Consider the following 26,150-nt stretch of genomic DNA (forward strand, 5'->3'; position numbering starts at 1 on the left):
TATTTGTGCCATTGCCCCAGTGCATCGCTGCCATCCCCTATTTCAGGAGCTTCAGGTCGATAGCATCTGCCATCGCCCGGAAGCCTGCATCATTGGGGTGGAGATGATCACCCCCGTCGAACGCGGCGGCTATGTGAGCGGCGTCGCTTTTGTCGGCGAGAGCCTTGTCGAAATCGATGAAGCCGTCACCTTGCCCGCTCGTCCTGATCCAAAGGTTTACGGCTTGCCGCACCTGCTCGCCCTCTTCGCTCCAATAGCCAGCGCCCTTATAGGGCAGGATAGTCGCCAATATGGCTTTGACGCCGTGCCCGTGAGCGCGTGTAATCAACTGCCGTATCGCAGCGGTCAGGACTTGGGCCGTCGGCAACGGCAGCTTGTCCCGCGTGGCCGTTCCGATATCGTTGACCCCTTCCATAATAATCACATGACTGACGCCCGGTACTGCCAGAACATCCCGATCGAAGCGGGCCAGAGCATTCAGTCCGGTTCCATCCGCCAGCAGCCGATTGCCGCCCAGACCCAGGTTGGCGACCCCCGGTCTCTTGCCGCCCGCTTGAAGTTTTTGCGCGAGCAGATCGGGCCACCGCTGATCTGAATCGATCGATGCGAGCGCGCCGTCCGTGATGGAATCTCCGAACGTGACGATGGTGTTTACCGCACGACGGTTTTCCACTTCCACGCCGGAAATGACTAGCCGCTGCATGAAAGGCGCGCTCGCTTCCATGGAAGGAGCAGAGGTCTGATCGCCCGGCGCGATCCACGCCGTCGATGCTGCGTGGCTGTGGATCGTCGGCCGGACAACGGGCTCACGAAAGTGAAGGCTGATGGCCAGTCTCGACAGGCGTTGAACGGCTAAGGCAACCGGGTCGCTTATCATGGGGGCATGCCCGGGGATTTGCACATCGGCACGTCCATCGAAGGTGACGACGCGATCACTTCCAGGTACGATCCGACCGGCAGCGTCTGCATAGGCGATACGCACTGAATCCAGCCTCAAAGCGGTATCGGACATTTCGTTCGACAGGCGAATGCGAACCTGCTTGCCACCACTGCTGATGCGCACGACCTGCCGTATCGTCCGATCGGTCAGGTCCGGTATGGGCCGGCTATTTCCCGAAAGCGGCGCCTGGGGCGCGGCTGCCCAACTACCTGCCCAATATTGGGCGTGGGACGGTTCAGCCTGAAGGGCTGCAACGCAGCCGAGCAAGAGAGCGGCCTTGCCGCATAGCCCCTTCCACCATGCGACGGACTTCACGACCCTGCTCGCTTGTCTATGTCTGCCAAGTCGCGATCCATCGCCGCGCCGTCGAACGGTACGACGATGACCTTGCTGCCATGCCCATCATTACCTTGTTGCTGTTCCTTGACGATATCGACCACGGCGAAGGTCAGCGCAGTGACATGGCCTTTCTCGATCAGGACGCCGGGCCGCTCGAGCTTGTACCAGTTGTTGACCGTGCCATTTGTGTAGCGAATGAAATCGGCGCCCGGTTCGTAGGCAAGCCCTTGGACCTTCCAGCCGACAACCCCATCGCGCGAAATCAGGTGATAGGCCCGCCGGTCGCGCCAGTGGTTGACCAGGACATGATACCAGCCGCCACTGTACCAGACTGCCGGGTCTTCATACGCTCGCATGTCATTCTGCGGCAGGCCGGGCAAGTTACGGTAGATGCTGTCGCCCATGACTGCATAGGGACCAAGGATGCCGTTGGAGCTGATCAGGATCTGCCCCGACCGCTGAATGATCTCGAATTTTCCATCAGGCCGCGCGATGATGCCGACATTCGACGCTTTCCAAGGCTTCAGCTGCGTTGATTCCTGCGTGTCGCCGGGCGTCTTGAGAGACTTGTAGCGGCTCTGGTCGACCGTGATGCTCCCAAGGCGCTTCCAGGGACCATCAATCGAGTCCGATGTAAAAACATCGCCGTTACGCGTTTCGCTGACGACGATTGCGTACTGCCCGGCTGGCAAGCGAAGCGCGGTCACATTATGACCAAGACCGCCCTGATCGTCCGGCCACGTCAGCCCCATGTCGCGATAGGGACCGGTCGCGGCGTCGCTTATGGCCCGCACGGCCAGAGATTTTTTCCAAGCGTCATGGCCCAGCGCCTGATCCCATCGGCTGGCGAACATGCGATACTTGCCATCCGCCCCTCTTAAGATCTGGCCGTCCCAATAATTCCATTCTGTAAGGGAGGCATCTTCAAGGCCGTTGCGGGTATCTCGCGGCCCGACATCTTTGGCGCCCCAAACCGTCTTAGAAAGGCGTCCTTTGACAGGGGTCGGCTTGAAATAATCGATGAAAGCTTTCGGGCCAATTATGGGCACCTCGGCTGGCTTTGTCTGAGCCGGGTCGCTTGCCTGCCCATAAGCGTGCGAATGCAGCGCGACCGCAATGCTCATCACCGCGGAAATCGACAGGAGGGCAAAGAGCTTTGGACTGCTGCGCATTGCCAACATCGTCATTCTTCCTTCGTTTTGGACCGCAACAGGGCTTGTTGATGTCATTGCAGGCCAGCAAAAAAGGGCGCCGCGCCGGTGCGCAGACCGGTGCGACGCCAGGGGAGCATCAAAATTTGAACGACGCGCCGACCGTGACAGTACGTCCGATCCGCGTTTCGAAAAGAGGATCCTGACGCTGGGAGTCGATAAATAGGGTGTTCCGCTCATCCGTCAGATTTTGCGCCTCCACCGTAAACTGGATGCGATCGGTAAGCTGATATGATGCCGACGCATCGACATACACATTGCTTTTGTTACCGATGATATCGCTGTCCGGCCCGCCTGACGGGATCGCGCGAATATAGGGTCCGCGATAGGATAGGGTTCCGCGAATACTGAATTTGGAATCTTCATAATATAGCGTGCCGCTCGCCGCATTTTTCGACAGGCCAAGCAGGTCGTTGACGGTGGTTTGGGTCGGCACGCCACCGCTACTATTTAGGAAATAGGTGATCTTCGACTGGACGCGGGTATAGTTGGCCAGAAGCCCCAGGTTAGACAGAAAACCCGGCAGGAATTTGAACGGCTGCTGATAGTTGATTTCGAATCCGTCCAACGGACCGCCAGGTGTGTTGACGACTTGGCTGACCGTAAAGATATCCGAGGGTGAGGAAGGCGAGCCGTCCAGCAGCGACGCGGGCAATCCGGTGTCGGAGTAAACCACAGAATTGTTCAGCACCTGGATGTAGGAAGAAATATCTTTACGGAAATAACCGACCGACAACAGAGCGCCTGACGCGAAATACCACTCCAACGACGCATCGTAAGTACTTGAACGGATCGGCTTGAGCAGGGCGTTGCCATTGCTGATCGTGCGGGTCGTGGTGTTGACCGAGCCGCCCGGCGTCAGGTTTGACAGTTCGGGCCGGGACAGCACATCGGCCGCCGCCAGGCGCAGGATTAGCTTGTCGCTGAATTCCATGGCGATGTTGACCGAAGGCAGCCAGTCTTCATAGCTGCGCCTGATCGTGACCTCTCGCCCGGTCTGCGGAAACGGCGATCCTGCCGGTGTTGCTATTGGGATGTATCCGATCGATCGCTGCGCGGTGCGCACATAGCGCAGACCAGCATTGCCGCGGATAACGAATGGCAGCAGATCACCGGTATCGAACTCCGCCTGGCCATAGCCTACGGAAATCCTTTCGCGAATGGCGCTGTTGTCGTTGACGACACCGCATTCCACCGAGCAATCGGCGAAGATACCCTGCCGCGCCTCTGTATCGAACAGATCATTGAACTTGTCATAGTCGACAGCGACCCAACTGGATGGAACGCCAGCGCCCAGCCCTTTGCCAAAGCCGGTGATCTGGCGGGTGACGTCCGCCAATGATTTTCCGGCCGGGAAAGCCGGAACGGCGATGTTGTTGGCGGCCGTGCGTGAGAAGCTTACGACCCTGAAGTCCGTCTCACGAAACTGGCCACCGAAGCGAAGCTTGAAGCCTTCAGCGACTGACCAAAGTCCATTCAGTTCTGCCGTGCCGTTGTCGATCTTCGACCGCAGGCGGCGGGTTACGACCGTCCCGCGCACGGTTCCGTCCGCCGCTGTTCCGGTAAATGCAAAGGCAGCGGGATTGGTTATGTCGAATCCGAAATCGATCAGCGGAATATTGCCGCGATCGCGGAAATCATAGGAAAAGCCATTCTGATTGATCGCGTCGATATTCACGGTCGTGCGAATGGGGTTGTTAAAAATCGAGCTCGATTTGCCAACCAATCCGTAGATTTTGAACGCGTCGCTGAATTCATGTTCCAAATTCAGCGTCAACTGTTTGAAGGTGGACTTGAACCGGTCCGTCTGATTTTCTGACCGAACATCGACGCCATTGAACTTGCCATATTCCAGCGTGCCGTCCCGCGTCACCGATGCGTCAACGATCGACGTCATGGGCTTCCCGTTGTTCGTCAGGTTACGACCGAAGGAGAGCCCCGAAATAAAGTTGTCGCGCCGTTCGACATCGAAAATCGCAAGTAATCCGTCGAGCGAAATGCGTGTCCCATCGCGTGGCTCCCATTGCAACGATGCCGTGGCGCCAAGGCGATCATAATCCTGTTCCGAATTGACGTAGCGTGGGATTCGCGGATGATAGGTACCCCCTCCTGCAACGCCGGGCGCCGATCCACCCGCGATGCCCGGGCGGCTGAAGACTGCATTATATGCCGATGCTACGGACGTGCGGGGGACACCTGTTCCGCAATTGGCAGCGGTAACGCCTTTGGCGGCGTTGTTGGCCGGCACCTGCGGCGAACCGCCAAGCGGCGAGCAGAAGCCGCCATCATCCGACGCGCGCAGGATGTTGACCCCGGAATAGCCCATTTCCCGCGTCCGCCGCCTTGTGTATGCAACCGAGCCCAGCACGCCCAATCGACCGTCTGCGAACTTTTTGGAAACCAACATGGATGCGCGCGGATCGACTTCGTCGCGGATCTCGTTCCAGCTTCCCTGGACGCGCGCTGTTAGGACAAAATCCTGATTATAGTCCAGCGGACCAGCGGTCTTCAGGTCGACCGTCGCGCCCAGTGATCCTTCTTCGATATCCGCTGCCGACGTCTTGCGAACCGTAAGCGCGCTAAAAAGTTCAGACGCGAAGACGTTGAAATCGAAGCTTCGGCCGCGATTGCCCGCACCATAGATGTCCGAGCTGCCCGTCTGCGAACTGCCTTCCATGCCGTTCAGACGGACCTTGGTAAAGGCTGCTCCAAGACCACGGACGGAAATATTCTTGCCCTCGCCTCCATCGCCCCGAGCCAGCGCCACGCCCGGCACGCGCTGCATGGATTCAGCCAGATTGGAATCTGGAAATTTCCCGATATCCTCCGCCAAAATCGTGTCGATGACACCCGCATCCTCCCGTTTGGCGGTCAGAGCTTTAGTCAGGCTTGAGCGAAAGCCTGTGACGACGATGTTAGCGGCGGGAACGTCTGCGCCTTGCGAAGCGGGCAGATCGACCGACTGGCCAAAAGCCAGGCTACTCCACGCGATGCAGACCAGGGCCGTTCCACACTTAACCGTCGAAGCCTTGGATATGCTGCTCTTTCCCATGATTTACCCTCCCCAAATGGCCGCCGATAATCCGGTCTTCCAAAATCAGTGGTTTTATATATGCGATTACATTCTCACATACGTCAACGGCTAAATGCCACTTTGGGGAAAAATGCACCGCTATGTGGAGCGGCGCGCAAGTTGTGTGATGCAAGAGGAAGGTCTAGTCGGATGCGAAACGGAGAGGATGACCGATGAATCGAACGGGTCTGAAGGGAACTTATAACGCGCCAGCGCTCGAAAAATCATTTGAGATCATGGAGTTATTAAGCAAAAATGCTGGCGGATTGTTACTCAGCGATATTGCTGCAAAGCTCGAGCGATCGGTAGGTGAGCTTTTTCGGATCGTGATCGTGATGGAAAAACATGGCTATCTGCAGAAGTCGGAGATTACCGACAAATACGCGATTTCTTATAAATTGCTGGAGATTGCGTTCGGCGGAACGCCATCCCAAAACATTTCTGCGGCAGCGATCCCTCAGATGGAAATGTTGAGCGAAGCGATCGGACAATCCTGCCATCTTGTGGTGGCAAATGGCGGGCAAGGGCTCGTCATCGCGCGCCAGGAAAATCCCGGCACCCGTGGCTTCACCTTGAAGCTTGGCGCGGCGATCGATCTGCTGCGTAGTTGCTCAGGACATGTTCTGCTTGCCTTCTCGCCTCCCGCGCGAACCGAACGCATTATCGCTCAGGCAACCATAAACCGATCAGATCTTGATACCCGGAAATTATCGGACGATCTGGTGAAAGTTCGCGAACAGGGTTTTGATTGTCGAAAGAGCCCTATTACCTTCGGCGTCACCGACATCAGCTTTCCGATTTTTGGATTCGATGGTGATATCCTCGCCGCGTTGACGGTTCCATTCCTCGAATTGGTCGACGGCTCCCAGAAGCTTGGCATGGATGAGTCGAGACAACTTCTGGCTGAAGCAACCTATACCATCTCCGACACACTCGGCTTCAACAAGAGCTCATCTCGCACATAGTCTCCCCATGTGGAGCTTGTGCGTAGGTGGCTATTGATCATTTCCGATCGTGGCCTGTCAGTCGTTGGAGTGATTGGCCAAGGACGTCCGCGGAAAATTCTGCCAAGAGCGTAGTCAAAAACGATAGCTTGCGGTCAAAAATCCGGAAGGTGCCGATTTGCGTTCAATTTGGGGGCTGTTTCTCACTACTCCTAACAGCGTTGTGTAGGTGGTAGTCGCGGTTAGAGTGATGTTCGTTGTCAACCGATAGGCTGCGGTGGCACCAGCCGACAGATCCTTAAACCCGCTGCCAGTCGAGAATTGCGGAAGGCCACTGGCGACCGATTCCGCGAGAGTTATCCCAAAATAGCGCTCGTTGTGCTTGGCATCAGCCCAGGTGACGCCAACCGCCGGCGTCAAAGAAACCTTCGATGACACAGGGATGGGGTAGGATATGCTGGCATCCGCGATGGCCCCCTCCGTTCCACCTGAAATGCCTTTCGTCACCCCAATCGTGGTCATGAAACCTCCAGTTCGCAGGTTGGTAAAGAGACGAGCGCCAACGCCATCTTTCAGGCGCTCGATACCGACTGGAACGTCGCGACGACGGTAACCCTGGATAAAAACCACGCTGGCTCCTACTGTAATCATCCCGGTATTGATCGGCGCAATGCCGATGCCATTACGCAAGTTGGCGACAAACCAACCCTTCTTGATGTCGATCACCGGCATGGGGAGGATACGGTTCTTGTCGGCCCCCTGATAGGCCGGGATCACAACAGCGCCGACCCCCAGTACAACGCGATCACTATCTTGAGCATTGGCCGCGGAGGCTGTGAGAACTATAGCGGCAGTCGCCATAAAACTTGCAATTCCTGGATAATAGGGGCGCAGGCGGCGATGGATCGTCGCGAAGCTCGTCATGATTTTTAACTCCGGTACGTATGTTGGATGGATTGGCTATTTGTAACGAGGCGTGAGATGAGGCAGCGCTTCACTGACGGCAAGTCTTGCTGTTCCGGCGCAGCAGCGTCAGAAGCTGCCCAATCACGCCGCCAGAACATTGCAGTTCAGGACACATCAGCCGTCGCCCATCAATTGGAGCTGCCTGGATGCGCAAATGATCTGCCACGTTCCCCTGCCGCCCAAGCGCGGGCCACATGACGCTCGTCGCTTTTGAAGGACGCCCGACAGGCATCGCTACGAACCAAAATGCCAAAGCCATTGCCACCTATGAGCGCCCTCAGTTAAGATACATATCGTATCCTATAGAATGGCGAATCGGTCAATAAGAATCGGACTGCACCTTAAATGCATTCGGTCGAAGATTCTGCTCGTGCTACGGGCAAAAATATTTCGTCGATGATTTCCTCGATCGCACTATCATCTACGCGTCTTTGCGTGAGGATTCCTTCCAGAAGTACAAGGCTCGTTGGCAATTGCAGCATGCGTGGCGTCAGCTGCTCGACGCGCAGTTCGCCACGCATAACAGCTCGCTCAATGACAGGCTGAAGCGGATGATCCTGGAAACGCCTATCGGTCCAGCTTGTCTTTTCAGCCGCCATGTCTTCGCTCATATCGAACATCAACCGCATCAATCTAGGCGGCGCGCGGTCAGCAAATCGACGTAGAAGCTGTTTTAGCTCGTCCCGGACATTGCCAAGATCAGGGACGATGATCGGATTATTATCAAGATGGTAACGAATGGCCGCCGTCGCCAGCTTGAGTCGGCTGTCCCAGCGACGATATAGCACCGGTCTGCTTGTTTGGGCCCGGCGAGCGACGGCCTCGAAGGTAAAATCGCCATACCCCTGTTGCTCCAATTCGCTCCAGGCAGCATCTAGTAACGCTTCCTCCAATGCAGCGCCCCGCCTGCGCTTAGCTGTGTCTTCACTCATCAAATGCCTAATCACCTAAAATCTTGTTTAAAAGCCTCATCCAGAGCGCTGAAGAAAGACGGCGGCCTATATGAGAGCAACTGCTTTTCCGAATCATGCATCATCATACGATGCTAATCCATCAGTCACCGCAACCAAATGCTGTCTGAGATAGGCATGGTCTGCAACCCTGTTACATGGTTTTTGATCAGCGTCATTTCTTTGATATGGCGCTTCACGGAAGCATCTCACATAGCTATGTGCGCTGAGGAATGCGGGCTGGCGAGATATACGCACAGACTGAAACAGCTTCCGCTATCAACAATATTATATATGTTGGAACCATAGAGCAATATATGGGATCTGATAAATGAAGAGTTATCGCAGAAATGGCGCGAGTCAACGGCCATTCCCGCTGAAGCCTGGAAGGATTATGCCCCTTGGCCTAGGTCGCGTTGACAAAGTGTGGCAGCCATTTGCGGATGGCGGCGAGGTTCAGGAAGCTTGCGAAGGATAAGGCGGTTTTGTCGTAACGGGTTGCGACACGGCGGAACTGCTTGAGTTGCCCGAACATGCGCTCGATGCGGTTGCGGTCACGATAGCGGCGGAAGTCGCAGGGAATGGATTCACGACGATTGGCCTTGGGCGGGATGATCGGCAGGATGCCGTGCATCAGCAGATTTTCGCGGACAGCATCGCCGTCATAGCCCTTGTCTGCCAGCAGCGCCTTGGGCTTGGCGACAGGGATCGCCATCAAGGCATCGACAGCGCCATAGTCGGACGCTTCACCACCGGTCAGGATGAAGCCGAGAGGGCGTCCCTGATTGTCACAGCGGGCGTGGACCTTGCACGTAAAGCCGCCGCGTGATCGACCAAGAGCCTGCGCACAAGCCCCCCTTTTCCGCCCACTGCCGATACATGGCCGCGAACTATGGTGCTGTCGATCATATGCTGCCAGTCGTCGGTCAGCCCCAATTCCACCAGCGTCGCCAGGATCGCATCCCACACACCTTGTTCGGCCCAGCGTCGGAACCGCACATAGACCGAGTTCCACAGGCCATAGCGTTCGTGCATATCCCGCCACGGACAGCCGACCCGCAGAACATGCAGCATGCCGTTGAGAAAACGCCGGTTATCATGGGCAGGACGGGACTTGCGACCGCGCTCCGATGGCAGCAGCCCCGCGATCACATCCCATTCCTCGTCTGTCAGATCGCCTCGCGCCATCATCACTCCTCGCAAAGAGAAGCTCTGAATCAGAAATCAGCCGATTTGGGAATCCACTTTGTCAACGCGGCCTAGCCCTCTTGGCAATAGGTGCGATACTGCTGACCGATCAGGTCTGTGCCCAGTCCAACATTCCCAAAATCACTCGGCAAGCAGCGGCGACGCCACCCATGGGATCGAGCCCGTTCAAAGCTTTGCCGCTGGACTGTGAAAAGCTGCGATGTTCGGGGTAACCGATGCGCTCGTTAGGCCGGGCCTGGTAATGCTGGATATCGCGATGTGAGTATCAACGTTGGTTGGTGGATGCGCCAACTAGCTTTAACTGGACAATGCGCCACCTTGAACGATGAGCATGGGGTGGCCGACCATCACCGCACAGGCTTCACTTCCAGCCAGTCATGAGAGATAACGGGATGAAGACGATGATATGGACCACCACGCGCGCCTTCGCGCTGCTCGTACTTACAGGCCTTGCCTATCCAACGGTTGCGCAAACGCCGAGGCGCTATGACGCGGTCCATTCGGGCACGCCCTGGCTCGATCAGCGTGGTCTTCCTGTCAGCGCGCATGGCGCCGGCATCATCAAGGATGGCGATATCTACTACCTCTTCGGTGAAGCGCATGAGGACATGACCAATGCGTTCGCGGGGTTCAACTGTTATTCATCTAAAGATCTAGTCAATTGGCGTTTCGAGAAGGTGGCTCTGCCAGTGCAGCGATCCGGGCCCCTTGGGCCGAATACGGTGGGCGAACGGCCCAAAGTCATGCGGTCTCCCAGCACCGGCGAATATGTGATGTTCATGCATGCAGATGCGATCGACTATCGTGGGCAGTTTGTCGGCTATGCCACTGCAAAGAATGTCGCCGGCCCGTACACTTTCCATGGCCCCCTGCTGTTCGACGGGAAACCCATTAGAAAGTGGGACATGGGTACATTCCAGGACAAGGACGGCCTCGGCTATATATTGCTGCACGGGGGGGACATTTATCGTCTGGCCGACGATTACAGAAGCGTCCGGGAACATGTGAACCAAGCGATGGCGCATGGATTTGAATCGCCCGCGCTGTTCCGCAAGGACGACATCTATTTTTTTGTAGGGTCCAATCTGACTGGCTGGGAGCGGAACGACAATTATTATTTTACAGCCAGATCCTTGCGCGGGCCTTGGACGCGACAGGGATTGATCGCACCGGAAGGGACGCTGACCTGGAATTCACAAGTTACGTTCGTGCTGCCGGTCGAAGGCACCCGAGACACCACTTTCATGTTCATGGGCGATCGTTGGTCGTATCCACGTCAGGCAAGCGCTGCCACATATATATGGCAGCCCCTGATGGTGGACGGCGACAGACTGGCCATGCCCGCATATCAGGAGGCCTGGCGGATCGACACAGCTACCGGCACCCTTCAACCGAAACGGACCGATGGCCAAATCATTGCGGCCACCGACCGGCGGGTGCGCTTTGTAGGTACCTGGAAGCAGGCGGCGACGGGCGAGCCCAGCCACCGCATGACGGTTGATAAGGACGCGTCTTTCTCGGTGAAATTTACCGGCACTCAGGCCGGCCTATACAGTGTGGCACGCCCCGATGGCGGCTACGCCCGCATTAGCGTACGCAATAGCCAAGGGGATGAAGTGCTGTCATCGACGGTCGACATGTATTCCCAATATCTGGTGTCCAGTGCGAAGTTTATCACGCCACGCTTGCCACGCGGCACCTACACCATGAACGTCTCGGTGGTGGGTGATGGTTGGTACTGGGTCAATAAGAAGGGAGAACGCTCCGGCAGCAAAGGTCATGCCATCTCATTCGAGCGCCTTGAAGTGCGCCAATAGAGCGTTTCGCTGGGGGGATGGACGTCATTCGCGAAAGACCCGCTCCGAGGTGGGCGAGCCTCTTGCAACAAGATGAGAAACGCGAACGGCGCTATCATCTCACCGGAGGAAGAACTTTGGTGGAACGGTCTCATACCATCGCGAGACAACAAAAGGATGACGGCGCATAATCACCGAAGGCCGTTATGGATCAGCCATAGCCGAGCATGAAGATAAATGCGGCCAATACGGCCAATACGGCCGGTAAATGGAGCTCGACACGGCGGCTATCGGCCGTCGCATGGCACGCAGAAAGGGCGTATCACCTAGTCGCGACCCGCACCTTGTCGATCCGGCTGGCCAAGACCGAGAGGATGGTGAACGTCATGGCATCGCGCTTGATCGTTTCACCTACATCGGGCATGCGACCGAACTCGAACAGCAGAAAACCGCCGAGCGAACTGTGCCGGCCGCTCGAAACCGGTTCGGGATGCCCTATGGCCTCGGCCAGATCGCGCCAGCTTATCGTCGCATCGGCTTCGACGACTGTCTCATCGATCCGAACCCAGTCTGCCTCGTCTTCGTCTTCGGCAAGATCCCCGGCGATCGCCGCGAAGATGTCGGTCGAGGTCACCACACCGTCTATATTGCCATGCTCGTCGACCACGACCGCAAATCGTTCGCCCGTTTCGCGTAAGACGTCGGTCAGGCGAAGCGCGGTGATGCTTTCGGGTACGATCAGCGGGCGCTCGACCATAAGCGACAGGTCGGCGTCAGTGTTGCCCAGCATCGCAGGCAACAAGCTGCGGGTCTCGGCGACCCCGAGCATCATATCCAGCCCGCCGCGACAGATGAGCACGCGCGTCCGCCCGCTGTCGACAAGCCGCGTCAGCGACCTATTCATCGGATCCTCGACATCAAGCCAGAACAGCTCCGCGCGCGGCGTCATGATGGTGCTGACGGAAAGATCGGCCAGGGCGATGACGCCGCGGATCATGTCGCGTTCGGCGGGCTGGAATGGTTCATGCTCGTCGTCGCGCTGGCTCGGATCCTGTACCTTTTCGCCGATGACCAGCTCGCCGTCCGCCGACGCCTTGGGGGCAAGCAGCCGATAGATGCTGGCTGCCGCCCGCTGCCGCATGGGCAGGTGGGCCAGCGCCTTGCGGCGATTGCGGGTGCTGATCTGGTTGAAGGCTTCGATCAGGACGGAGAAGCCAATCGCGGCATAGAGATAACCCTTGGGCAGATGGACGCCGAAACCCTCGGCGACCAGGCTGAACCCGATCAGCAACAAGAAGCTCAGGCACAGGATGATCACCGTGGGATGACGTCCGACAAAGACGGTGAGTGGCTTGCTGGCCGCGATCATGATGCCCATGGCCAGGACGACGGCCGTCATCATCACCCACAGCTCGTCAACCATGCCGACAGCGGTGATGATCGAGTCGAGCGAAAAGACGGCGTCAAGCGCAAGGATCTGGGCGATGACCACCCAGAAGACGGCATTGGCGGGACCGGAGGCTCCCTGGTCGCCTTCGCCTTCCAGACGCTCATGCATTTCCTTGGTCGCCTTGATCAACAGAAAGATGCCGCCACCCGCCAGGATGATGTCGCGCCAGGAAAACCCTTTGCCCGCGATGGTGAAGAGCGGATCGGTCAGACCCACGATCCAGGAGATGCTGGCCAGGAGGATCAATCGTATGACGAGGGCAAGGCTGAGACCCAGCAGCCGCGCCTTGTCGCGCTGATGGGCGGGCAGCTTGTCGGCCAGGATGGCGATGAATACGAGATTATCGATCCCCAGAACAACTTCGAGGACGATGAGCGTCGCCAGACCGATCCATATCGAAGGATCGAGAAGCATCTCCATGGCTGGTCAGTCTCCGTCTGAAAAATGAGATGGGCAGGAAAGGACTATGGCCATGATCGGGCTCATGCCTGGCGGTTCATACGCTGCGCGCGCCGTCTCGCGCGCATGCGGGGATCACCCAGTATTTTTGACGTGATAAAAGTGGCGGCAAAGGTCAAGACCATTATGCCCGCGCCAAAGGCGATCAGATGCCATTCGGTGATGGCGACCGACGGACCAAGGCTGCTGCCGGCCAGATAGCCTGGTGCGAACATCAGCGGTACCCAGAGCAGTGCGGAAAGAAGATTGGCAATCTGAAAGGGCTTCGGCGCCATGTTCATGACGCCCGCGACCAAAGGAATGGTCGCGCGGACGGGCCCAAGGAAGCGGCCGAAGAAGATCGAGAGAAAGCCATATTTGCGGAAGAACAGGCGTGTTCGCGCGACCATGGACCGGTGCCGGTTGAGGGGCCAGCGGCGATAGACCGACGGACCGATCCTGCGTCCGATCAGGTAGGACAGCCAGTCACCCAGGATTGCGCCAACCGCGGCCCAGATATAGACCGGGACCGGATCGAGCGTACCAGCGCCGATCAATCCGCCGATCGCGATCATCACTGCGGTTGCCGGGATCAGCACGCCGATGACGGCAAGCGATTCGCCAAAGGACAGCAGGGCGATGACGGGGCCTGCCCATGCGCCATAGGACGCGACGAGCAGCGTGGCCCGGCTGGCGAGGTCATCCATCGCGCAGCGTCCGATCGTAAAGTGGACGGTAAAGGGTCATGTCACAGATATAGTGCCCATGCCGAGCAACAGGAACAGGCAGATGCCCAGAAGGATGCGATAGCAGACAAAGGGCACTGGTGTTCAATCCCGAGGTTATCTTTTGACCCGTCAGTCAGCCTTGGGGTTTCGGCATCGCCGGTTCCCTACGGTGATGATGGAGAGGTTGCTGCTGAACTCTCTAACGTCATCGAGGGGTTGAAGTCCGCACCTGAGACGATCGCGGTGGTCGATCCGTGGATGGTTGCGCATGTGGTTTCCGCCGCGCTCCATTTCGCGCTGTTGTCGACCAAGCATCGCGCGTTCAGAGAGGAGCGGGAATTGCGCATATTGGCGCGCGCCGGTGACCTTCCAACCAGCGGCCCTGTGCGCCGCAAAATCCAGTCGATCGGTGGTATCCCCCAGATCGTCCAGGTGCTGCCATTGCACGGCCATGGAAGCAAACTGCCCTGCAATGAGGTGCAGATGCACCATGCGATGGAATCGGATGAGGTGATGTTCCTCCCGCAGTTTTCCTGGGGGCGCCTGATCGACCGCATCATTGTTGGCCCGTCGTTTTTCCCCGAAACAGTGAAGGCCGTGATCGAGGCGCAATTGCGGATGGACGGCGTTGATCGCTGGGACCAGCTCGTGTCCTTGAGCGAAATTCCACTGCGATTGTCGAGCGACCGATGATGTCGGTGCGCAATTTACGAAAGGGGAGTGATGGGATCGTTCGCGCTTCATGCTCAGGGGACTCCGGTCATTGCAATGGATGTCCCCGCTATCGTCTGGGAGAGCTGGAAAGGCAGCAGCATGTCGCTTCGGTTTACGATGGCGTGCTGAGTGTCAACGGCCGTGCCGAAAACCAGCCTTACCGGGCTACAGTTCTACGCCCACCACAGTGATGAATGTGCAACGGCCCCGGAGACGATCTGGCCCCGTGAAGCCAAGGCGCTGATCGTTGGTGCGATGCGCCAACTCGGCGTGGAGTGCGCCGAAGAGGTCATCGAGAATGGCGCTCGCCCGTGAAAAGCTGATGTTCTAGAGCATCGCACCTGAAATAGGAATCGCGCTGGGGATTCTCTTTTTTGCGGATCCATGATTCATTTCTTGGCGGAGGTGGAACATGGGTAAGTCCTATTCGAGCGATCTTCGAGAACGGATATCGGCACATGGTTTGGCGGGGCACTCGCGGCGTGAAGCCACCCGCCGTTTTGGAGTCAGTCCGAGTTGCGCGATCAAGCTTGTGCAGCGGGTTTCGAAGACGGGATCAGCGGCACCGGCACCGCAAGGCCGACCGCCAGGTGCGGGGAAATTAGCGGCGTACCTGACGACATTGATCCGCTGGGTGGACGAGCAACCTGACATCACGATGCCGGAACTGGCAAAGAAATTGGAGCAAAATAGCGGGCTGAAGGCGCACCCCGCTTCCTTGTCCCGGATCCTCCTTTCAGCTGGCTTCCGATATAAAAAAACAGCTGATGGCGTCGAAGTGCGGACGCGATGATGTCAGTCTGGCACGCCGGAGGTGGCGCCTAGACCGGCAGCCGCGCATGCGCGAAGAGCGGCACCGGCTTTATTTTATCGACGAAACGGCAACGACGACGAAGATGACCCGTTTACGCGGTCGTGCCCCGAAGAACAGGCGCCTCAAGGCACGCGCGCCGTTTGGACATTGGAAGACCCAGACTTTTATCGCGGCCCTACATTGCGACGGCCTAACGGCGCCCTGGATCATAGAACAGCCTATGACCAAGCAGGTTTTTGAAACCTATGTCGAGACGCAACTCGCGCCGGTACTCAATTCGGGCGACGTCGTCATTCTCGATAACCTCCCCGGCCACAAAAGCGACAAGGCCGCAGAAATCCTCAAGAAGCGAGGAGCCTGGTTCCTCTTCCTTCCACCTTACAGCCCGGATTTGAACCCTATTGAAATGGCTTTCGCCAAGCTCAAAGCACATCTCCAGCGCATCGGTGCCCGAACAATCGACGATCTCTGGCGCGCCGTCGGCAATATGACGCCGACTGGTTCCGCAAGGCGCTCGCCGAACGCAACATCGCGGCCTGCATCCCGTCAAAGAGGAACCGAAAGGTCCCGATCCCACACGATATGATCGACGCAACCTATCTCAAGGCCCACCGCACGGCATCGAGCCTTGCGGTAAAAATGGGGGCGCGGGACGCCTGATCGGGCGCACGAAAGGTGGTATGAACACCAAGCTCCATGCCGTTACCGATGCGAACGGTCGTCCGATCAGTTTCTTCATGACCGCAGCAGGTCAGCGATTATATCGGTGCCGTTGCCCTGTTGGACGAACTTCCCAAAGCCCAATGGTTGCTCGCTGATCGCGGCTACGATGCCGACTGGTTCCGTGATGATGCCGACTGGTTCCGTGATGTTTTGCAGGAAAAGGGCATCACACCCTGCATCCCGGGTCGCAAATCCCGCAACAAGGCCGTCAAATACGACAAGCGCCGCTACAAACGGCGCAACCGCATCGAGATCATGTTCGGCAGTCTCAAGGACTGGCGACGGGTCGCGACACGCTACGACCGGTGCCCCAATGCCTTCTCCGCCATCGCCCTCGCTGCCACCGTCATCTTCTGGCTTTGATCAGTGAGTCCTGAGCCTAACACGTCGACGGGTAACGTACCTTGCGACAACGACGATGATGATTTCCGCACCAATGAGGATAGCAGACGCACGAAGGCCAATATTGCTGGGCGCTTGCGCACTGCCTTTTAGGCTGAATCCCAGAGCCAGAAAAGGAATGTTCCAGATCAAAATGCCTATCCCTGCTGCAGACATGAAGGCGTAGGGCGGCAGCTTTAGCACGCCAGCGGGAAGCCCCAGATAGACCCGTGCGACAGGGACAGTCTGCCCAAATAGCGTAACCTTGAACTGGTTACGCCGGTATGACATTGCCAGCAATCGGTATGTTTTAAGCTTGAAAAATATATAGTGGCCAAAGCGAGATATGACCGCTTCGACACGCCTTTCTCCAAGGCTCCGTCCGATAGCATACCAGCCAAGCGATCCACACAGCGATCCTGCCGCGGTGACCAGCACCGCTAGTCCTAACGTTGCCCTGTCAGGAATTGTCATGCCAAGAAGCATCAGCATCACATAGGACGGCACAACCGGGATGAACTTTTCAAGAAGTGTAACAGCGAATATTCCACCAAAGCCGAGACTTAAAAAGAATGGCACGATATCTTGAATACTCAAAGAATTAGCTACCAACGGAAGTACTCCGCACGATGCGGTACACCGATGCTGGCGGTAAGTTGCGGAACGTCGTACCTACGCGGCTTGCTGTCAATCCGAGACGCATCAAAAGCACATCGGGAACCGAGCAGCGAAGGCCATAGGTGAAGAGATAAAAGCCAGCGTCGGAATGCATGCGGGCAAATGCCCCACGCAAAATGACCTCCACCTCTCGGCAACGCATATTACGCAAGCCAAGCCCACAAATAACAGCACCAAAGCGCGTGGGGTCTGCCGCCGCCAAAGCGGGTATATCCATCGCATTCATGTGATGGACCGTCGCCTTCGGGTAACGGCGTTGAAGAAGACGCACAAATGACGAACCATATTCAACCAGCGTCAGATCATCCTCCTTCGTGCCTCGTTCGATCAGCGCCTGTGTAAAGACACCGGTTCCAGGACCCAGTTCAAGAACCGGTCCGGTACGCGATGTGACATTGCTGGTAATCAATGCCGCGAGCGACCTGCTAGACGGAGCCACAGCTGCAACAGCTTTAGGATTGCGCACCCAGGCCGAGAAGAAGCGGAAACTATCCAAGAACGATCCTGCGGCATTTAGCAACCAACGTTGACTGAACCCCATTGCCGAAGATTTCATCAGATTCCGTTCCAACTTTTGTCGAGCTATCGTTGCATTGCGTACCGCAACATCTGGCGGGCACAGCTAGAGTTTGAGGCTGTCGCCAGTCTGTCGGACGACAAATTTTCTGTAAATTTAGGCTCAACCGCGACCAGTGTCGTTTTGCAAGCGATCGCCGTTGGCGGCGCGTGCGCTTTGGCAACAGTATGCATTTCTGGCAGGCGGGTGATAAACGCTAAGTCAAAGGCTGAATCCACTCCCACACGAAGAGGGAGTTGATAGAAGAAACAAAAAACCGGCCGCTCCGACGCAAGGGACGTTCGAAGCAGCCGGAGCCGCCAACTCGGCTCGCCGGCGACCGAGTTGGGTAACCTATCGGAGCAGTCCATTCATCATCTGTTTCGCCAGCATCGGCGCCAGATGCTCTCGCTGACATTTATTGAGATTCATCCTCTGCGCGGCGCAAGGCGCTGGTCGACGCCCGCCCATCTTCGAGCCTGAGCACCGTGTCGTGATACTGTTCGACAGATTCCTTGTGGGCGACCGATATCAACGCCACTTTTGGAAGCCGTTCGAGAAGAAGTCCGTAAAGCTGCGCTTCCGAAGTTGCATCTAGTGCACTGGTGGCTTCGTCTACGAACAGGAAGTCGGGCTTTGACAATATGACGCGTGCGGCCGCTACACGCTGTTGTTCGCCAGGTGACAATATCCGGCCCCATGGCTGAGTCTCATGAAGTCGTGGCACAAGGCGATCTAGCCCCAGACGGCTCAACAGCGTCGCATATTCCTCATATTTATAGGCTTCGGATGGCTGAGGGTAGGACAGGAGGCTGGCCAACGTGCCTTCCGGCATATAGGCGCGCTGCGGCAGGAAGGCGATGGCAGCATGGTCAGGCATGGAGATGTGACCGCTGCCATAGGGCCAAAGACCGGCGATCGATCGGAGCATCGTACTCTTGCCCGATCCTGACCTGCCTTGAACAAGCAGCCGGTTGCCGGGCTTGATCTGGAGATTGCCGACATCCATCATCGCCTGACCGTTGGGATAGTCGATCACAAGGTCGCCCACCGATATGGCACCCTCCCCACCTTCGCGCACCGCGATCCCGTTGGCAAAATGCTCTTCCAACATTTCGTCAAGCAGCCGCAAACGTGCTACGGCTGACCGCAGGACCGCAAGGTCGGCATATTGCGTGATGACGATGCCCACCCCGTTGAACACCTGCATGAAGGAGGCGCCGACAAGGGCAATGTCTCCGATCTGCATCTGCCCACTGAGCACGTAGGGCGCGCACAGCAGCGTCGGCGCGACGATCAGGACCGTCTGCGGAACCCCCATGACGACGGTAATCTTGAGGTTCGCGAAGATATAGGACTGCCAATTGTGTCGGATCAGTTCAAAGGTGTCGTGTAACCGCGCTTCCTCGATCGGCGCTGCCCTCGCGAAGGCGATGGCCTCGCCATTTTCGCGAACTGCGCCCATTTGCTGACGAAACTGCGCTTCAAGCCTTTGACGCACCACTTCGACGCGAGTGAGGCTCTTCCCCACCACATGCGTCAGAATGGTCCACAAAATGGCGAATGCGAAAGCCAGATAGACAAGATAGCCCGGGATCGTATGCGTCATCCCGATCGAACTGAACACCACCGGTGGCGAAAGCTTCCACAGCTGGCCGGTGTAAAGGAAGATGGAAAAGAGTGCGAACAGAATGCCTGGTGCGAGTGTGGTCAATCTTTCGATGAATTGAAAGACATCGTCTTGAATACGCTGTTCGGGATAATCAAGTCGTTCACGCTGTTCCAAATGAAAGAAGCGGTTGGCGCTCATCCACCGCGCAATAAGGCTGTCGGTCAGGACGCGCCGCATGCGTATGCGCAAGGTAAATCGCGACCATTGGACAAATGTCCCGACCACGGCCATGAGCACGCCCGCAAACAGAATCTTGGAAACATAGCCGCCGATGACGCCAGCGTCGCGCGCGACGAGCGCATTTGTAATGGCCGCCAGATGCACCTGCATCTGCATGAACACCACACTGGTCAACGCGCCGGATGCCAATTCCACCGCAAACAGCAACGGGCCTACAATCGGGTCATTCTTGACATATTTCTTTATGAGCGCGCCGCCGTGCCTGACGTCAGGCCATAGCCTGCGCGCCCTACTCTCTGGCGGACGCTCGGTGGCGACGGCGTCTTCAGCGGACTGGTCGATAGGGGGAGAGATATCTTCCATCTTCATTCTTTTCGCAAATTTGCGGAATGACTTGGACGCAGTGCCGGGCCATTCAAATCTAGAAACAGGCTGATCAAGCGAGCGAATTCTCAACCATCACGGCTGTGTTCCCTTCGACCTCGCCAGGGGCAAGCGGCTCGACCCGACCACCCAGATATTTCGCCAGAAACTCTTCGGTGATCGCATTGAAACGGATGCTGTTGGCCGGCCGATGAAAACCATGGCCCTCATCGGGAAAAAGCACATAAGTAACCGGCACGCCATTTTCCTTCATGGCTGCCACCATCTGGTCGCTCTCCGCCTGCTTGACGCGCGGATCGTTGGCGCCCTGGCCGATGAGCAGCGGCTTCGCTATCCGCGCAGCGCGATGCACCGGCGAACGCTCTTGCATCAATGCCTGACCTTCCGACGTATCCACATCACCGATCATGCGGAACAGTTGTTTCTTGGCAGATTCCCAATAGGGCGGAATCGATACGGCCAGGGTTGCAAGGTTGGACGGTCCGACAATATCCACGCCGCAGGCATAAAGGTCGGGATGCGCCGTCAAGCCCCACAGGGTCGCATAGCCGCCATAGCTGGCGCCCATGATGCAGATCCGGGCGGGGTCCGCGACACCGCGATCGATGGCCCAGCGCACCGCATCGACCAGATCATCGTCCATCCGGCCACCCCATTCGCCGTCGCCAGCAGCGATGAACGCCTTTCCAAACCCCGTCGACGCACGGAAATTGACGCCCAGCACAGCATAGCCACGATTGGCGAGCCACTGGTGCTGTGGATCGAAGCCCCATTCGTCGCGCGCCTGGGGGCCGCCATGGACGAGCAGGATGAGGGGAACGGGGGCCGCGCTGATCAACGCGCGATCCTGGACATCGACATGAATAGGCAGCGTCAGGTAGCTGACCATTTCCAGCCCGTCACGGGTCGTTATCCGTGTCGATTGCATACGGGCGAGCGGCGCCGACGCCAATTGCGGGCGGGCGCTATACAGATATGTCAATGTTCCCGCATCACGGTCATAGGAATAGAAGACCGATGTGCTCACATCGCTGGCGCCAGCGACAATCCAGCGGCGATCATTTTCGGTTCGGCTGGCAATCCGCCACTGCCCCAGTTCGCGGCCATTCAGAAAAGTGACGTCCGCTTTCAGAGCATCGCCGAGCAGGTGGATTTCGCGCCGTTCCACCGTAGCTGTCCAGGCCAAGGGTTCCTTGGTTTCGTTATCAGTCCATACCCCACTGATATCGGCTCCATCATGTTCGGCTATGCATGTGCCGATTTCGGAACTGCCTTCAAGATCGTATTGATAGAGCGCCGCCTTGTCGCGACCTCGGCTATCGAGCATGTACAATGTATGGCCATCGCGATGCAGGACAGCAGGCCATGTGTTAGAAGCGTCCTCTTCCTCAATATGGCGCCATAGCTTCCATTCATCCCCATCGGGGGTCAGCATGTCTATGGTGCCGTCGGGATTTGGCGCCATTGCAAGCCGCACTTGATAGTCTTCGTCCGTGACGAAACCCGCATACCCTGGATTTTCGCGTACCAGCGTCAGCGCGCCGGTAGCCAGTTCCAGCCGGTAGAGGTCGTCGAAGCGCGCATCCCGATTGTTGATCGACACCAGCAACGCATCACGATGAATCCGGCTGATCCCCGCCAGACTGGCGCGCGCGCCCGGGAAGGGCGTCATGTCTCGCGCCACCCCGCCGGTCGCGGGCACGCAAAAGATATGCGCATTCTCGTCGCCGTCGCGGTCCTGCATATAAAGCAGGTGGACCCCGTCATAGGACCAGAAGAACTCGTAAATGCCCCGGTTGCGATCGTTGGTAATCGCGCGTGCCGCGCCAAGTGCTTCTTCCAGATCCGGTCCCCACTCCCCGATCCACAGGTTCATCACGCCATCATGCGGCGCGCAAAAGGCCAGCCAGCGCCCGCACGGACTGATCTGACATCCACCGCGTTCAGGATTACCGAACAGGGCGGCGCGCGGGACGAGAGCAACTTCTTCGAGCAGCATCAATATGTCTTTCCAAAGGTCGGTGGTCGCTCAAGCGTCGGCGATGAGCTTCAAAACGATGTTCATTTGTTCGCGCAGCATTGGGTCGGTGGCGATCCGGGCCTGTTCCTGGACCTCGGCGCGGCGGGCTTTCACGTCGGGGGCGAAGGTTGACTCCATCACCCGCTTGGATTCGGGCAGAGCATCGAGCGCCGCCTGCATGTCCTCGTCACTGCCACCCTCACGCGATACCTGATCGATCCGCTGCCATCCGATCATCGCATGGTCCTGGTCGCGTTGCTCCTCTTCGGAGAAAAACGGCCGCTGCAAATACGTCATCCAGGTGACGAGCACCGTCTGAAAGAGCGCAACGAATTCAGGGGCGAGGCTTCGGACCGGCCATGCGACCGATTCCACGAAGGTTGCGATCGTATGGCCGAACAACGACCTGTTGCTAGTGGTCGCAGCCATCGCCTTCCGCCGCACGATGGACCATTCCGACGATGCGATCGTTTCTCCCGCCAGTTCACGCAACCAGAGGGCATGGATTTGCGCGGCTACAGCCTTGACAGGCGGTTCGATCTCGCCTGCCAACGCAAAGACATCGGAACTGATGATACCCAGAATATACGCTGCAAATTGGGGAACTACTTCTGACAGGTCGGCGCCAGGCCGTACGGCGTCGAGCCATTCCATGCCAAAGGACAGGATCCCGGATGGGCCGCGCATCGAAAAGCCTTGTGCGCTGGTCGGGTCCGCCGATATGTCCACCGCCAGCGCCATGAGCGCTTCGCACAGCATGGCGCATTCCAGAGGAATGCCGGTCTTTTCCTCAAATGTAGCCCTGTCGTCCGTCTCCGCCAGGGCGCCACCCAACGAATGAATTTCGCTATCCGCATCCCATTTCAGGATTGTGGCGGGCAGAAGCGCATTGCTCTCCCAACGCGGCCGAACCGCTTCCACCATGGCCGATTTCCGCGCGGCATCGCCACCAAAGGCGCGTATCGACATCATACCGCTCCGTTCGCTGCGATATTGTCTAAGGCCGTATCGAGTTCGACCGACAGACGGGTACGGGTGCGCTCTTTGATCGAGCCGACCGTTTCGCCACCATTGATTAGAAACAGCTGCGGAATCCCGCGAACGCCGAACCGCTCCATCAATGCCGGGTTCTCGTCAGCGTTGATTTTGACGACCTTCAGGCGATCCTCATACATCGGGGCGAGCGCTTCGATCGCCGGCAGCAGAGCCATGCATGGGCCGCACCATGGCGCCCAGAAATCAACCAGCACCGGACGGTCGCTCTGCAACACCTCGGCATCGAAGCTGGCTTCATTCACGTCAAGGAGCGTCGTCATGATAAATTCTCCGATCTGGCCCGGCTGACAATCTGTCCTTGCAAGAGCAGAGTCAGCCGGTTCGATGAAAGTAGAGGTGAAGGACCGCGATCGATCGCCGTCCAATCCCGGTTAGTTGAAACGATAGCGGAGCGTAGCGTAGACCTCGCGCGGCTGCGTGACGGTACCAATATTGGAATAGCCCGAGCCGACATCATATAGCCGCTTGTTGGTGACGTTCTTCACACCAAAGATCACCTGCCACGCCTTTGCCTGATATCCACCGCTGAGATCGACCCTGATCTGACCGGGATTGATCACATTGGCGTCGCTATCGTTGTTGCGTGCACTCCGCGCCTGAATGCCGCTGCCCAGCCAGAATCCCAAATTATCGGTGCGGAAGTTATACGTCGTCCACAGACTGCCTATATGGTGGGCATAGGCAATGCCGGAGAGATTGGCCGACGCGCCATCGATGGCGGGCGCCTTTTTATCGGCATAGGCATAGCTTGCCCGAACTTCAAAATGCTTGAAAAGAGTGCCGGAAATTTCGAGTTCCGCACCGGTGGAGCGCACCCCCGGAATCGTAATGAAACATGCCGATCCGCCAAGGCAAACAGGGTTGGGTTGAGTGGGATCGTCGGCCGCCACGTTCTTTTGATCGATGCGATAGACAGACAGCGTGGCTGCAATCTGCTTGTTGAAGAGCAGTGCCTTGGCGCCACCTTCATATTGCTTGGCTTGTTCCGGCGACACTGCGGAACCGTCGATAGAGAACTGCCCTAGGTTGGGTGTAAACCCCTTCGAGGCACTGGCGTAGAAGGAGAATTCAGGCGTCAGTCTATACAGAACACCCAGTGATGGCAGCCCTTTCTTGAATGTGCCGACATCACCAAGCGAGAGATGAGGCGTGTAAACCATGCGGCGATACCCCGCTAGAACATAGAGGTCTCCCCACTGCATCTGATCAAGGGCCAACAAGCCGGTTTCACGAGGCCTTAGGCCACCTTCTGTCCGCGGGCCGGGCAAGCCCAGAAGGACGCCGAGCGTATCATCAAGGTCGGTGACTTCGCCAGTTTGGATATCAGTGCTGGATACGGAAAGCGACTGACTCCCTGCGGCTATCTTGGTCTTCTGGTTATCATAAGCCAGCAGCAAGCTATGCTTGACAGGTCCGGTGGCGAAATGGCCACGCAACTCGAACTTGAATAGGTCAGCCGCAACCTTGGTATCGCCCCGGTTGGCGATGGATACGATGTTAGAAAAGGGAAGACCCAGAAACGATCCGGGGAAGCTCACTGCACTGTTCGTCTGCTGATTGCGTCGCTCGCCGGCGTAGCGGGCTGTCATCGTCCATCCAGGAACGATGTCCTGATTGATCTGAAGAGTCGTCCGCTTGATCTTTGTCCGAATGCCGTCGGACGCAGCGCCTAGTCGAAGTGTCTTTAGATCCCCGGTCAGCTTGGGCTGATCGGTAAATACTAGGATATCGGGTGCGCGGCGGACATCCTGATATTCGAACTGTGCCGTGATTTCGGTCCCCCAGTCCTTGTTGCGCCAGGTCATCGAAGGCGCAAGATAATCATTGGATGGGCCGTCATAGCCGTTGATCGTATGATCCGTATTCTGCGTGGTCGCGACCATGCGAAACAACACCGACTTATCCTCATTCAGAGGACCGCCGACATCGATGCCGGCATCATAATATCCACGGCTGCCCACGGTGCCCACGATCTCCGCGAGAAAGCTGTCCTGCGGCGTTTTGGTTATGATGTTGACCAGACCGCCATAGCTTGACGCAACGCCGGCTATGATAGCCGCTGGGCCTTTCACAACTTCCAGTCGAGCAATGGCGAGGTTAGGCAGATCGCTGCTCGTACCGTCGAGCCCCAGATCACCGTTGCGCTGCACGCCGGCGCTAAATCCTCGCATGTTGAAGGATCCGCTCCCACCAGGCGTCACGCCGGAGATGTTGGCGGCCGCATCAGCCAATGTCAGAGATTGCTGTCGAGCCAATAGCGATTCGCTGACTGTGCTGACCGACAATGGCAAAGTGAGGGGATCGGCATCCATCCGCGTGCCAGTTCGTGTGTGGGCCGCGAGGTGAGAGACCGCATTTGCCGTTACAATGATATCGCTTGCGACGCCATGCCCTTCGCTTGCTTCAGATTCAACGCACCGCGTAGCAGGAGCGACGATGACAATTCGCACGCGCTCCGCGCCACATTGCTGGAGCTTGTTGCCGGATAAGATCCGACGCAACGCAGCGGTTTTGTTCATTTCGCCATTGACGCCGCTGGTTTTCAGACCATCGATCTCAACGCCCTCGACCCGGACTTCTGTACCGGTCGCAACAGAATAGGCATCAAGCGCCGATTGCAGGTCTCCCGCTTCGATCGTGAACAACTGGCGCTGCGCATGCGCCTGCCGCGGCAAGAGAATAAGCGCCACACACGCCCCAATCGTGAACAAGCATGACTGACCAAGAAGAGACGTTCGCTTCATCGTAACCCCCATCGCAAGGATAAAAACACTCCTGCGTTCGCCATGCCGCTCGTCGTGCGCTTGTCCGCTTATTGGATCCCGGCGCAAAGCCCGGTCTTCCGCCCGTCGTCTTCGCGATCCGGAGTTCCTGCTAGGCATCGACAAGGCTTATGGCGCGTAGATGTCGCCAGTCTGTCGCCCGCGT

20 protein-coding genes and 2 pseudogenes are annotated in these 26,150 nt (G+C 57.6%); 7 read left to right on the forward strand and 15 right to left on the reverse strand.

All coding sequences use genetic code 11. The features are described from left to right. Positions 1-37: 37 nt before the first annotated feature. The 3 genes from DM806_RS02550 to DM806_RS02560 all read right to left on the reverse strand — a co-directional run bounded on the left by DM806_RS02550 (position 38) and on the right by DM806_RS02560 (position 5,542). Positions 38-1,255 carry an SGNH/GDSL hydrolase family protein gene (locus tag DM806_RS02550; RefSeq protein ID WP_372859196.1) on the reverse strand — a complete coding sequence of 406 codons (1,218 nt, stop codon included), beginning with the start codon at positions 1,253-1,255 and terminating at the stop codon, positions 38-40. After that, positions 1,252-2,457: a glycoside hydrolase family protein gene (locus DM806_RS02555; RefSeq protein ID WP_179041683.1), complete on the reverse strand. Its 1,206-nt coding sequence runs from the start codon at positions 2,455-2,457 to the stop codon at positions 1,252-1,254. Before DM806_RS02555 ends, DM806_RS02550 begins: the two co-directional genes overlap by 4 nt. A 112-nt stretch (positions 2,458-2,569) precedes the next feature. Then, positions 2,570-5,542 carry a TonB-dependent receptor gene (locus tag DM806_RS02560; protein WP_179041684.1) on the reverse strand — a complete coding sequence of 991 codons (2,973 nt, stop codon included), beginning with the start codon at positions 5,540-5,542 and terminating at the stop codon, positions 2,570-2,572. 194 nt (positions 5,543-5,736) lie between these two features. Between DM806_RS02560 and DM806_RS02565 the strand changes: the two genes are divergently transcribed. Then, entirely contained in the window at positions 5,737-6,528 is a 792-nt protein-coding gene (locus tag DM806_RS02565) for an IclR family transcriptional regulator (protein WP_179041685.1), read from the forward strand. A 114-nt stretch (positions 6,529-6,642) separates the two neighbouring features. Here the strand turns inward: DM806_RS02565 and DM806_RS02570 are convergent, their stop codons facing one another. The 3 genes and pseudogenes from DM806_RS02570 to DM806_RS02580 form a co-directional block, all read right to left on the reverse strand. Continuing rightward, a complete protein-coding gene (locus DM806_RS02570) occupies positions 6,643-7,431 on the reverse strand; it encodes a MipA/OmpV family protein (protein WP_179041686.1) in 789 nt (262 codons plus the stop codon). Between the two features lie 383 nt (positions 7,432-7,814). Further along, positions 7,815-8,405, reverse strand: coding sequence for a TetR/AcrR family transcriptional regulator (locus DM806_RS02575; protein ID WP_179041687.1), 591 nt, complete (start codon positions 8,403-8,405; stop codon positions 7,815-7,817). A 424-nt stretch (positions 8,406-8,829) separates the two neighbouring features. Continuing rightward, a pseudogene (locus DM806_RS02580) lies at positions 8,830-9,611 on the reverse strand (IS5 family transposase). A 413-nt stretch (positions 9,612-10,024) separates the two neighbouring features. On the opposite strand from DM806_RS02580, the gene DM806_RS02585 reads away from it, so the two are divergent. Further along, on the forward strand, positions 10,025-11,449 hold the full coding sequence (locus DM806_RS02585; protein ID WP_218647317.1) for a family 43 glycosylhydrolase: 1,425 nt from the start codon (positions 10,025-10,027) through the stop codon (positions 11,447-11,449). Positions 11,450-11,750: 301 nt separating this feature from the next. Here DM806_RS02585 and DM806_RS27550 read toward each other — a convergent pair whose 3' ends face one another. Beyond that, on the reverse strand, positions 11,751-13,298 hold the full coding sequence (locus DM806_RS27550) for a TerC family protein (RefSeq protein WP_179041688.1): 1,548 nt from the start codon (positions 13,296-13,298) through the stop codon (positions 11,751-11,753). A 62-nt stretch (positions 13,299-13,360) separates the two neighbouring features. Then, positions 13,361-14,023: a DedA family protein gene (locus DM806_RS02595; RefSeq protein ID WP_179041689.1), complete on the reverse strand. Its 663-nt coding sequence runs from the start codon at positions 14,021-14,023 to the stop codon at positions 13,361-13,363. A 21-nt stretch (positions 14,024-14,044) separates the two neighbouring features. Between DM806_RS02595 and DM806_RS02600 the strand changes: the two genes are divergently transcribed. The 5 genes and pseudogenes from DM806_RS02600 to DM806_RS02615 all read left to right on the forward strand — a co-directional run. Beyond that, a complete protein-coding gene (locus DM806_RS02600; RefSeq protein ID WP_179041690.1) occupies positions 14,045-14,737 on the forward strand; it encodes a hypothetical protein in 693 nt (230 codons plus the stop codon). A 150-nt stretch (positions 14,738-14,887) separates the two neighbouring features. Then, positions 14,888-15,073, forward strand: coding sequence for a hypothetical protein (locus DM806_RS02605; protein ID WP_179041691.1), 186 nt, complete (start codon positions 14,888-14,890; stop codon positions 15,071-15,073). Between the two features lie 97 nt (positions 15,074-15,170). Next, positions 15,171-15,551, forward strand: a complete 381-nt coding sequence (locus DM806_RS26930) for a hypothetical protein (protein ID WP_218647318.1) — start codon at positions 15,171-15,173, stop codon at positions 15,549-15,551. Continuing rightward, positions 15,526-16,158 carry an IS630 family transposase gene (locus tag DM806_RS26935; protein ID WP_256869060.1) on the forward strand — a complete coding sequence of 211 codons (633 nt, stop codon included), beginning with the start codon at positions 15,526-15,528 and terminating at the stop codon, positions 16,156-16,158. Before DM806_RS26930 ends, DM806_RS26935 begins: the two co-directional genes overlap by 26 nt. After that, positions 16,155-16,658, forward strand: a pseudogene (locus DM806_RS02615) (IS5 family transposase); the annotation flags it as partial. The gene DM806_RS26935 and the pseudogene DM806_RS02615, both read left to right, overlap by 4 nt. Here DM806_RS02615 and DM806_RS02620 read toward each other — a convergent pair. From DM806_RS02620 to DM806_RS02650, 7 genes are all read right to left on the reverse strand, one after another. Further along, positions 16,659-17,288, reverse strand: coding sequence for a DedA family protein (locus DM806_RS02620; RefSeq protein ID WP_179041692.1), 630 nt, complete (start codon positions 17,286-17,288; stop codon positions 16,659-16,661). Beyond that, positions 17,278-17,910 (reverse strand): class I SAM-dependent methyltransferase, encoded by a 633-nt coding sequence (locus DM806_RS02625; RefSeq protein WP_218647320.1) that lies wholly within the window; start codon positions 17,908-17,910, stop codon positions 17,278-17,280. The genes DM806_RS02620 and DM806_RS02625 overlap by 11 nt, the downstream gene beginning before the upstream one ends. Before the next feature lie 418 nt (positions 17,911-18,328). Then, positions 18,329-20,125, reverse strand: coding sequence for an ABC transporter ATP-binding protein/permease (locus DM806_RS02630; protein WP_218647321.1), 1,797 nt, complete (start codon positions 20,123-20,125; stop codon positions 18,329-18,331). Positions 20,126-20,198: 73 nt separating this feature from the next. Continuing rightward, positions 20,199-22,145 (reverse strand): S9 family peptidase, encoded by a 1,947-nt coding sequence (locus tag DM806_RS02635; RefSeq protein WP_179041694.1) that lies wholly within the window; start codon positions 22,143-22,145, stop codon positions 20,199-20,201. Between the two features lie 30 nt (positions 22,146-22,175). Further along, complete coding sequence (locus DM806_RS02640; protein WP_179041695.1) at positions 22,176-23,135, reverse strand: hypothetical protein; 960 nt, start codon at positions 23,133-23,135, stop codon at positions 22,176-22,178. Further along, the gene (locus DM806_RS02645) at positions 23,135-23,482 is read right to left on the reverse strand and encodes a thioredoxin family protein (protein WP_179041696.1); all 348 of its coding nucleotides are present in this window, start codon (positions 23,480-23,482) and stop codon (positions 23,135-23,137) included. The genes DM806_RS02640 and DM806_RS02645 overlap by 1 nt, the downstream gene beginning before the upstream one ends. Before the next feature lie 111 nt (positions 23,483-23,593). Further along, complete coding sequence (locus DM806_RS02650) at positions 23,594-25,966, reverse strand: TonB-dependent siderophore receptor (protein ID WP_179041697.1); 2,373 nt, start codon at positions 25,964-25,966, stop codon at positions 23,594-23,596. Positions 25,967-26,150 lie beyond the last annotated feature (184 nt).

The organism is Sphingobium lactosutens (assembly GCF_013393185.1).
GTDB lineage: Bacteria > Pseudomonadota > Alphaproteobacteria > Sphingomonadales > Sphingomonadaceae > Sphingobium > Sphingobium lactosutens_A.

Coding starts and splice junctions, on each gene's coding strand:
- DM806_RS27550 (WP_179041688.1), bottom strand. CDS start 13,298: ATGGAGATGCTTCTCGATCCTTCGATATGGATCGGTCTGGCGACGCTC.
- DM806_RS02640 (WP_179041695.1), bottom strand. CDS start 23,135: ATGTCGATACGCGCCTTTGGTGGCGATGCCGCGCGGAAATCGGCCATG.
- DM806_RS02630 (WP_218647321.1), bottom strand. CDS start 20,125: ATGGAAGATATCTCTCCCCCTATCGACCAGTCCGCTGAAGACGCCGTC.
- DM806_RS26935 (WP_256869060.1), top strand. CDS start 15,526: ATGGCGTCGAAGTGCGGACGCGATGATGTCAGTCTGGCACGCCGGAGG.
- DM806_RS02565 (WP_179041685.1), top strand. CDS start 5,737: ATGAATCGAACGGGTCTGAAGGGAACTTATAACGCGCCAGCGCTCGAA.
- DM806_RS26930 (WP_218647318.1), top strand. CDS start 15,171: ATGGGTAAGTCCTATTCGAGCGATCTTCGAGAACGGATATCGGCACAT.
- DM806_RS02560 (WP_179041684.1), bottom strand. CDS start 5,542: ATGGGAAAGAGCAGCATATCCAAGGCTTCGACGGTTAAGTGTGGAACG.
- DM806_RS02650 (WP_179041697.1), bottom strand. CDS start 25,966: ATGAAGCGAACGTCTCTTCTTGGTCAGTCATGCTTGTTCACGATTGGG.
- DM806_RS02595 (WP_179041689.1), bottom strand. CDS start 14,023: ATGGATGACCTCGCCAGCCGGGCCACGCTGCTCGTCGCGTCCTATGGC.
- DM806_RS02575 (WP_179041687.1), bottom strand. CDS start 8,405: ATGAGTGAAGACACAGCTAAGCGCAGGCGGGGCGCTGCATTGGAGGAA.
- DM806_RS02625 (WP_218647320.1), bottom strand. CDS start 17,910: ATGAAATCTTCGGCAATGGGGTTCAGTCAACGTTGGTTGCTAAATGCC.
- DM806_RS02585 (WP_218647317.1), top strand. CDS start 10,025: ATGAAGACGATGATATGGACCACCACGCGCGCCTTCGCGCTGCTCGTA.
- DM806_RS02645 (WP_179041696.1), bottom strand. CDS start 23,482: ATGACGACGCTCCTTGACGTGAATGAAGCCAGCTTCGATGCCGAGGTG.
- DM806_RS02635 (WP_179041694.1), bottom strand. CDS start 22,145: ATGCTGCTCGAAGAAGTTGCTCTCGTCCCGCGCGCCGCCCTGTTCGGT.
- DM806_RS02570 (WP_179041686.1), bottom strand. CDS start 7,431: ATGACGAGCTTCGCGACGATCCATCGCCGCCTGCGCCCCTATTATCCA.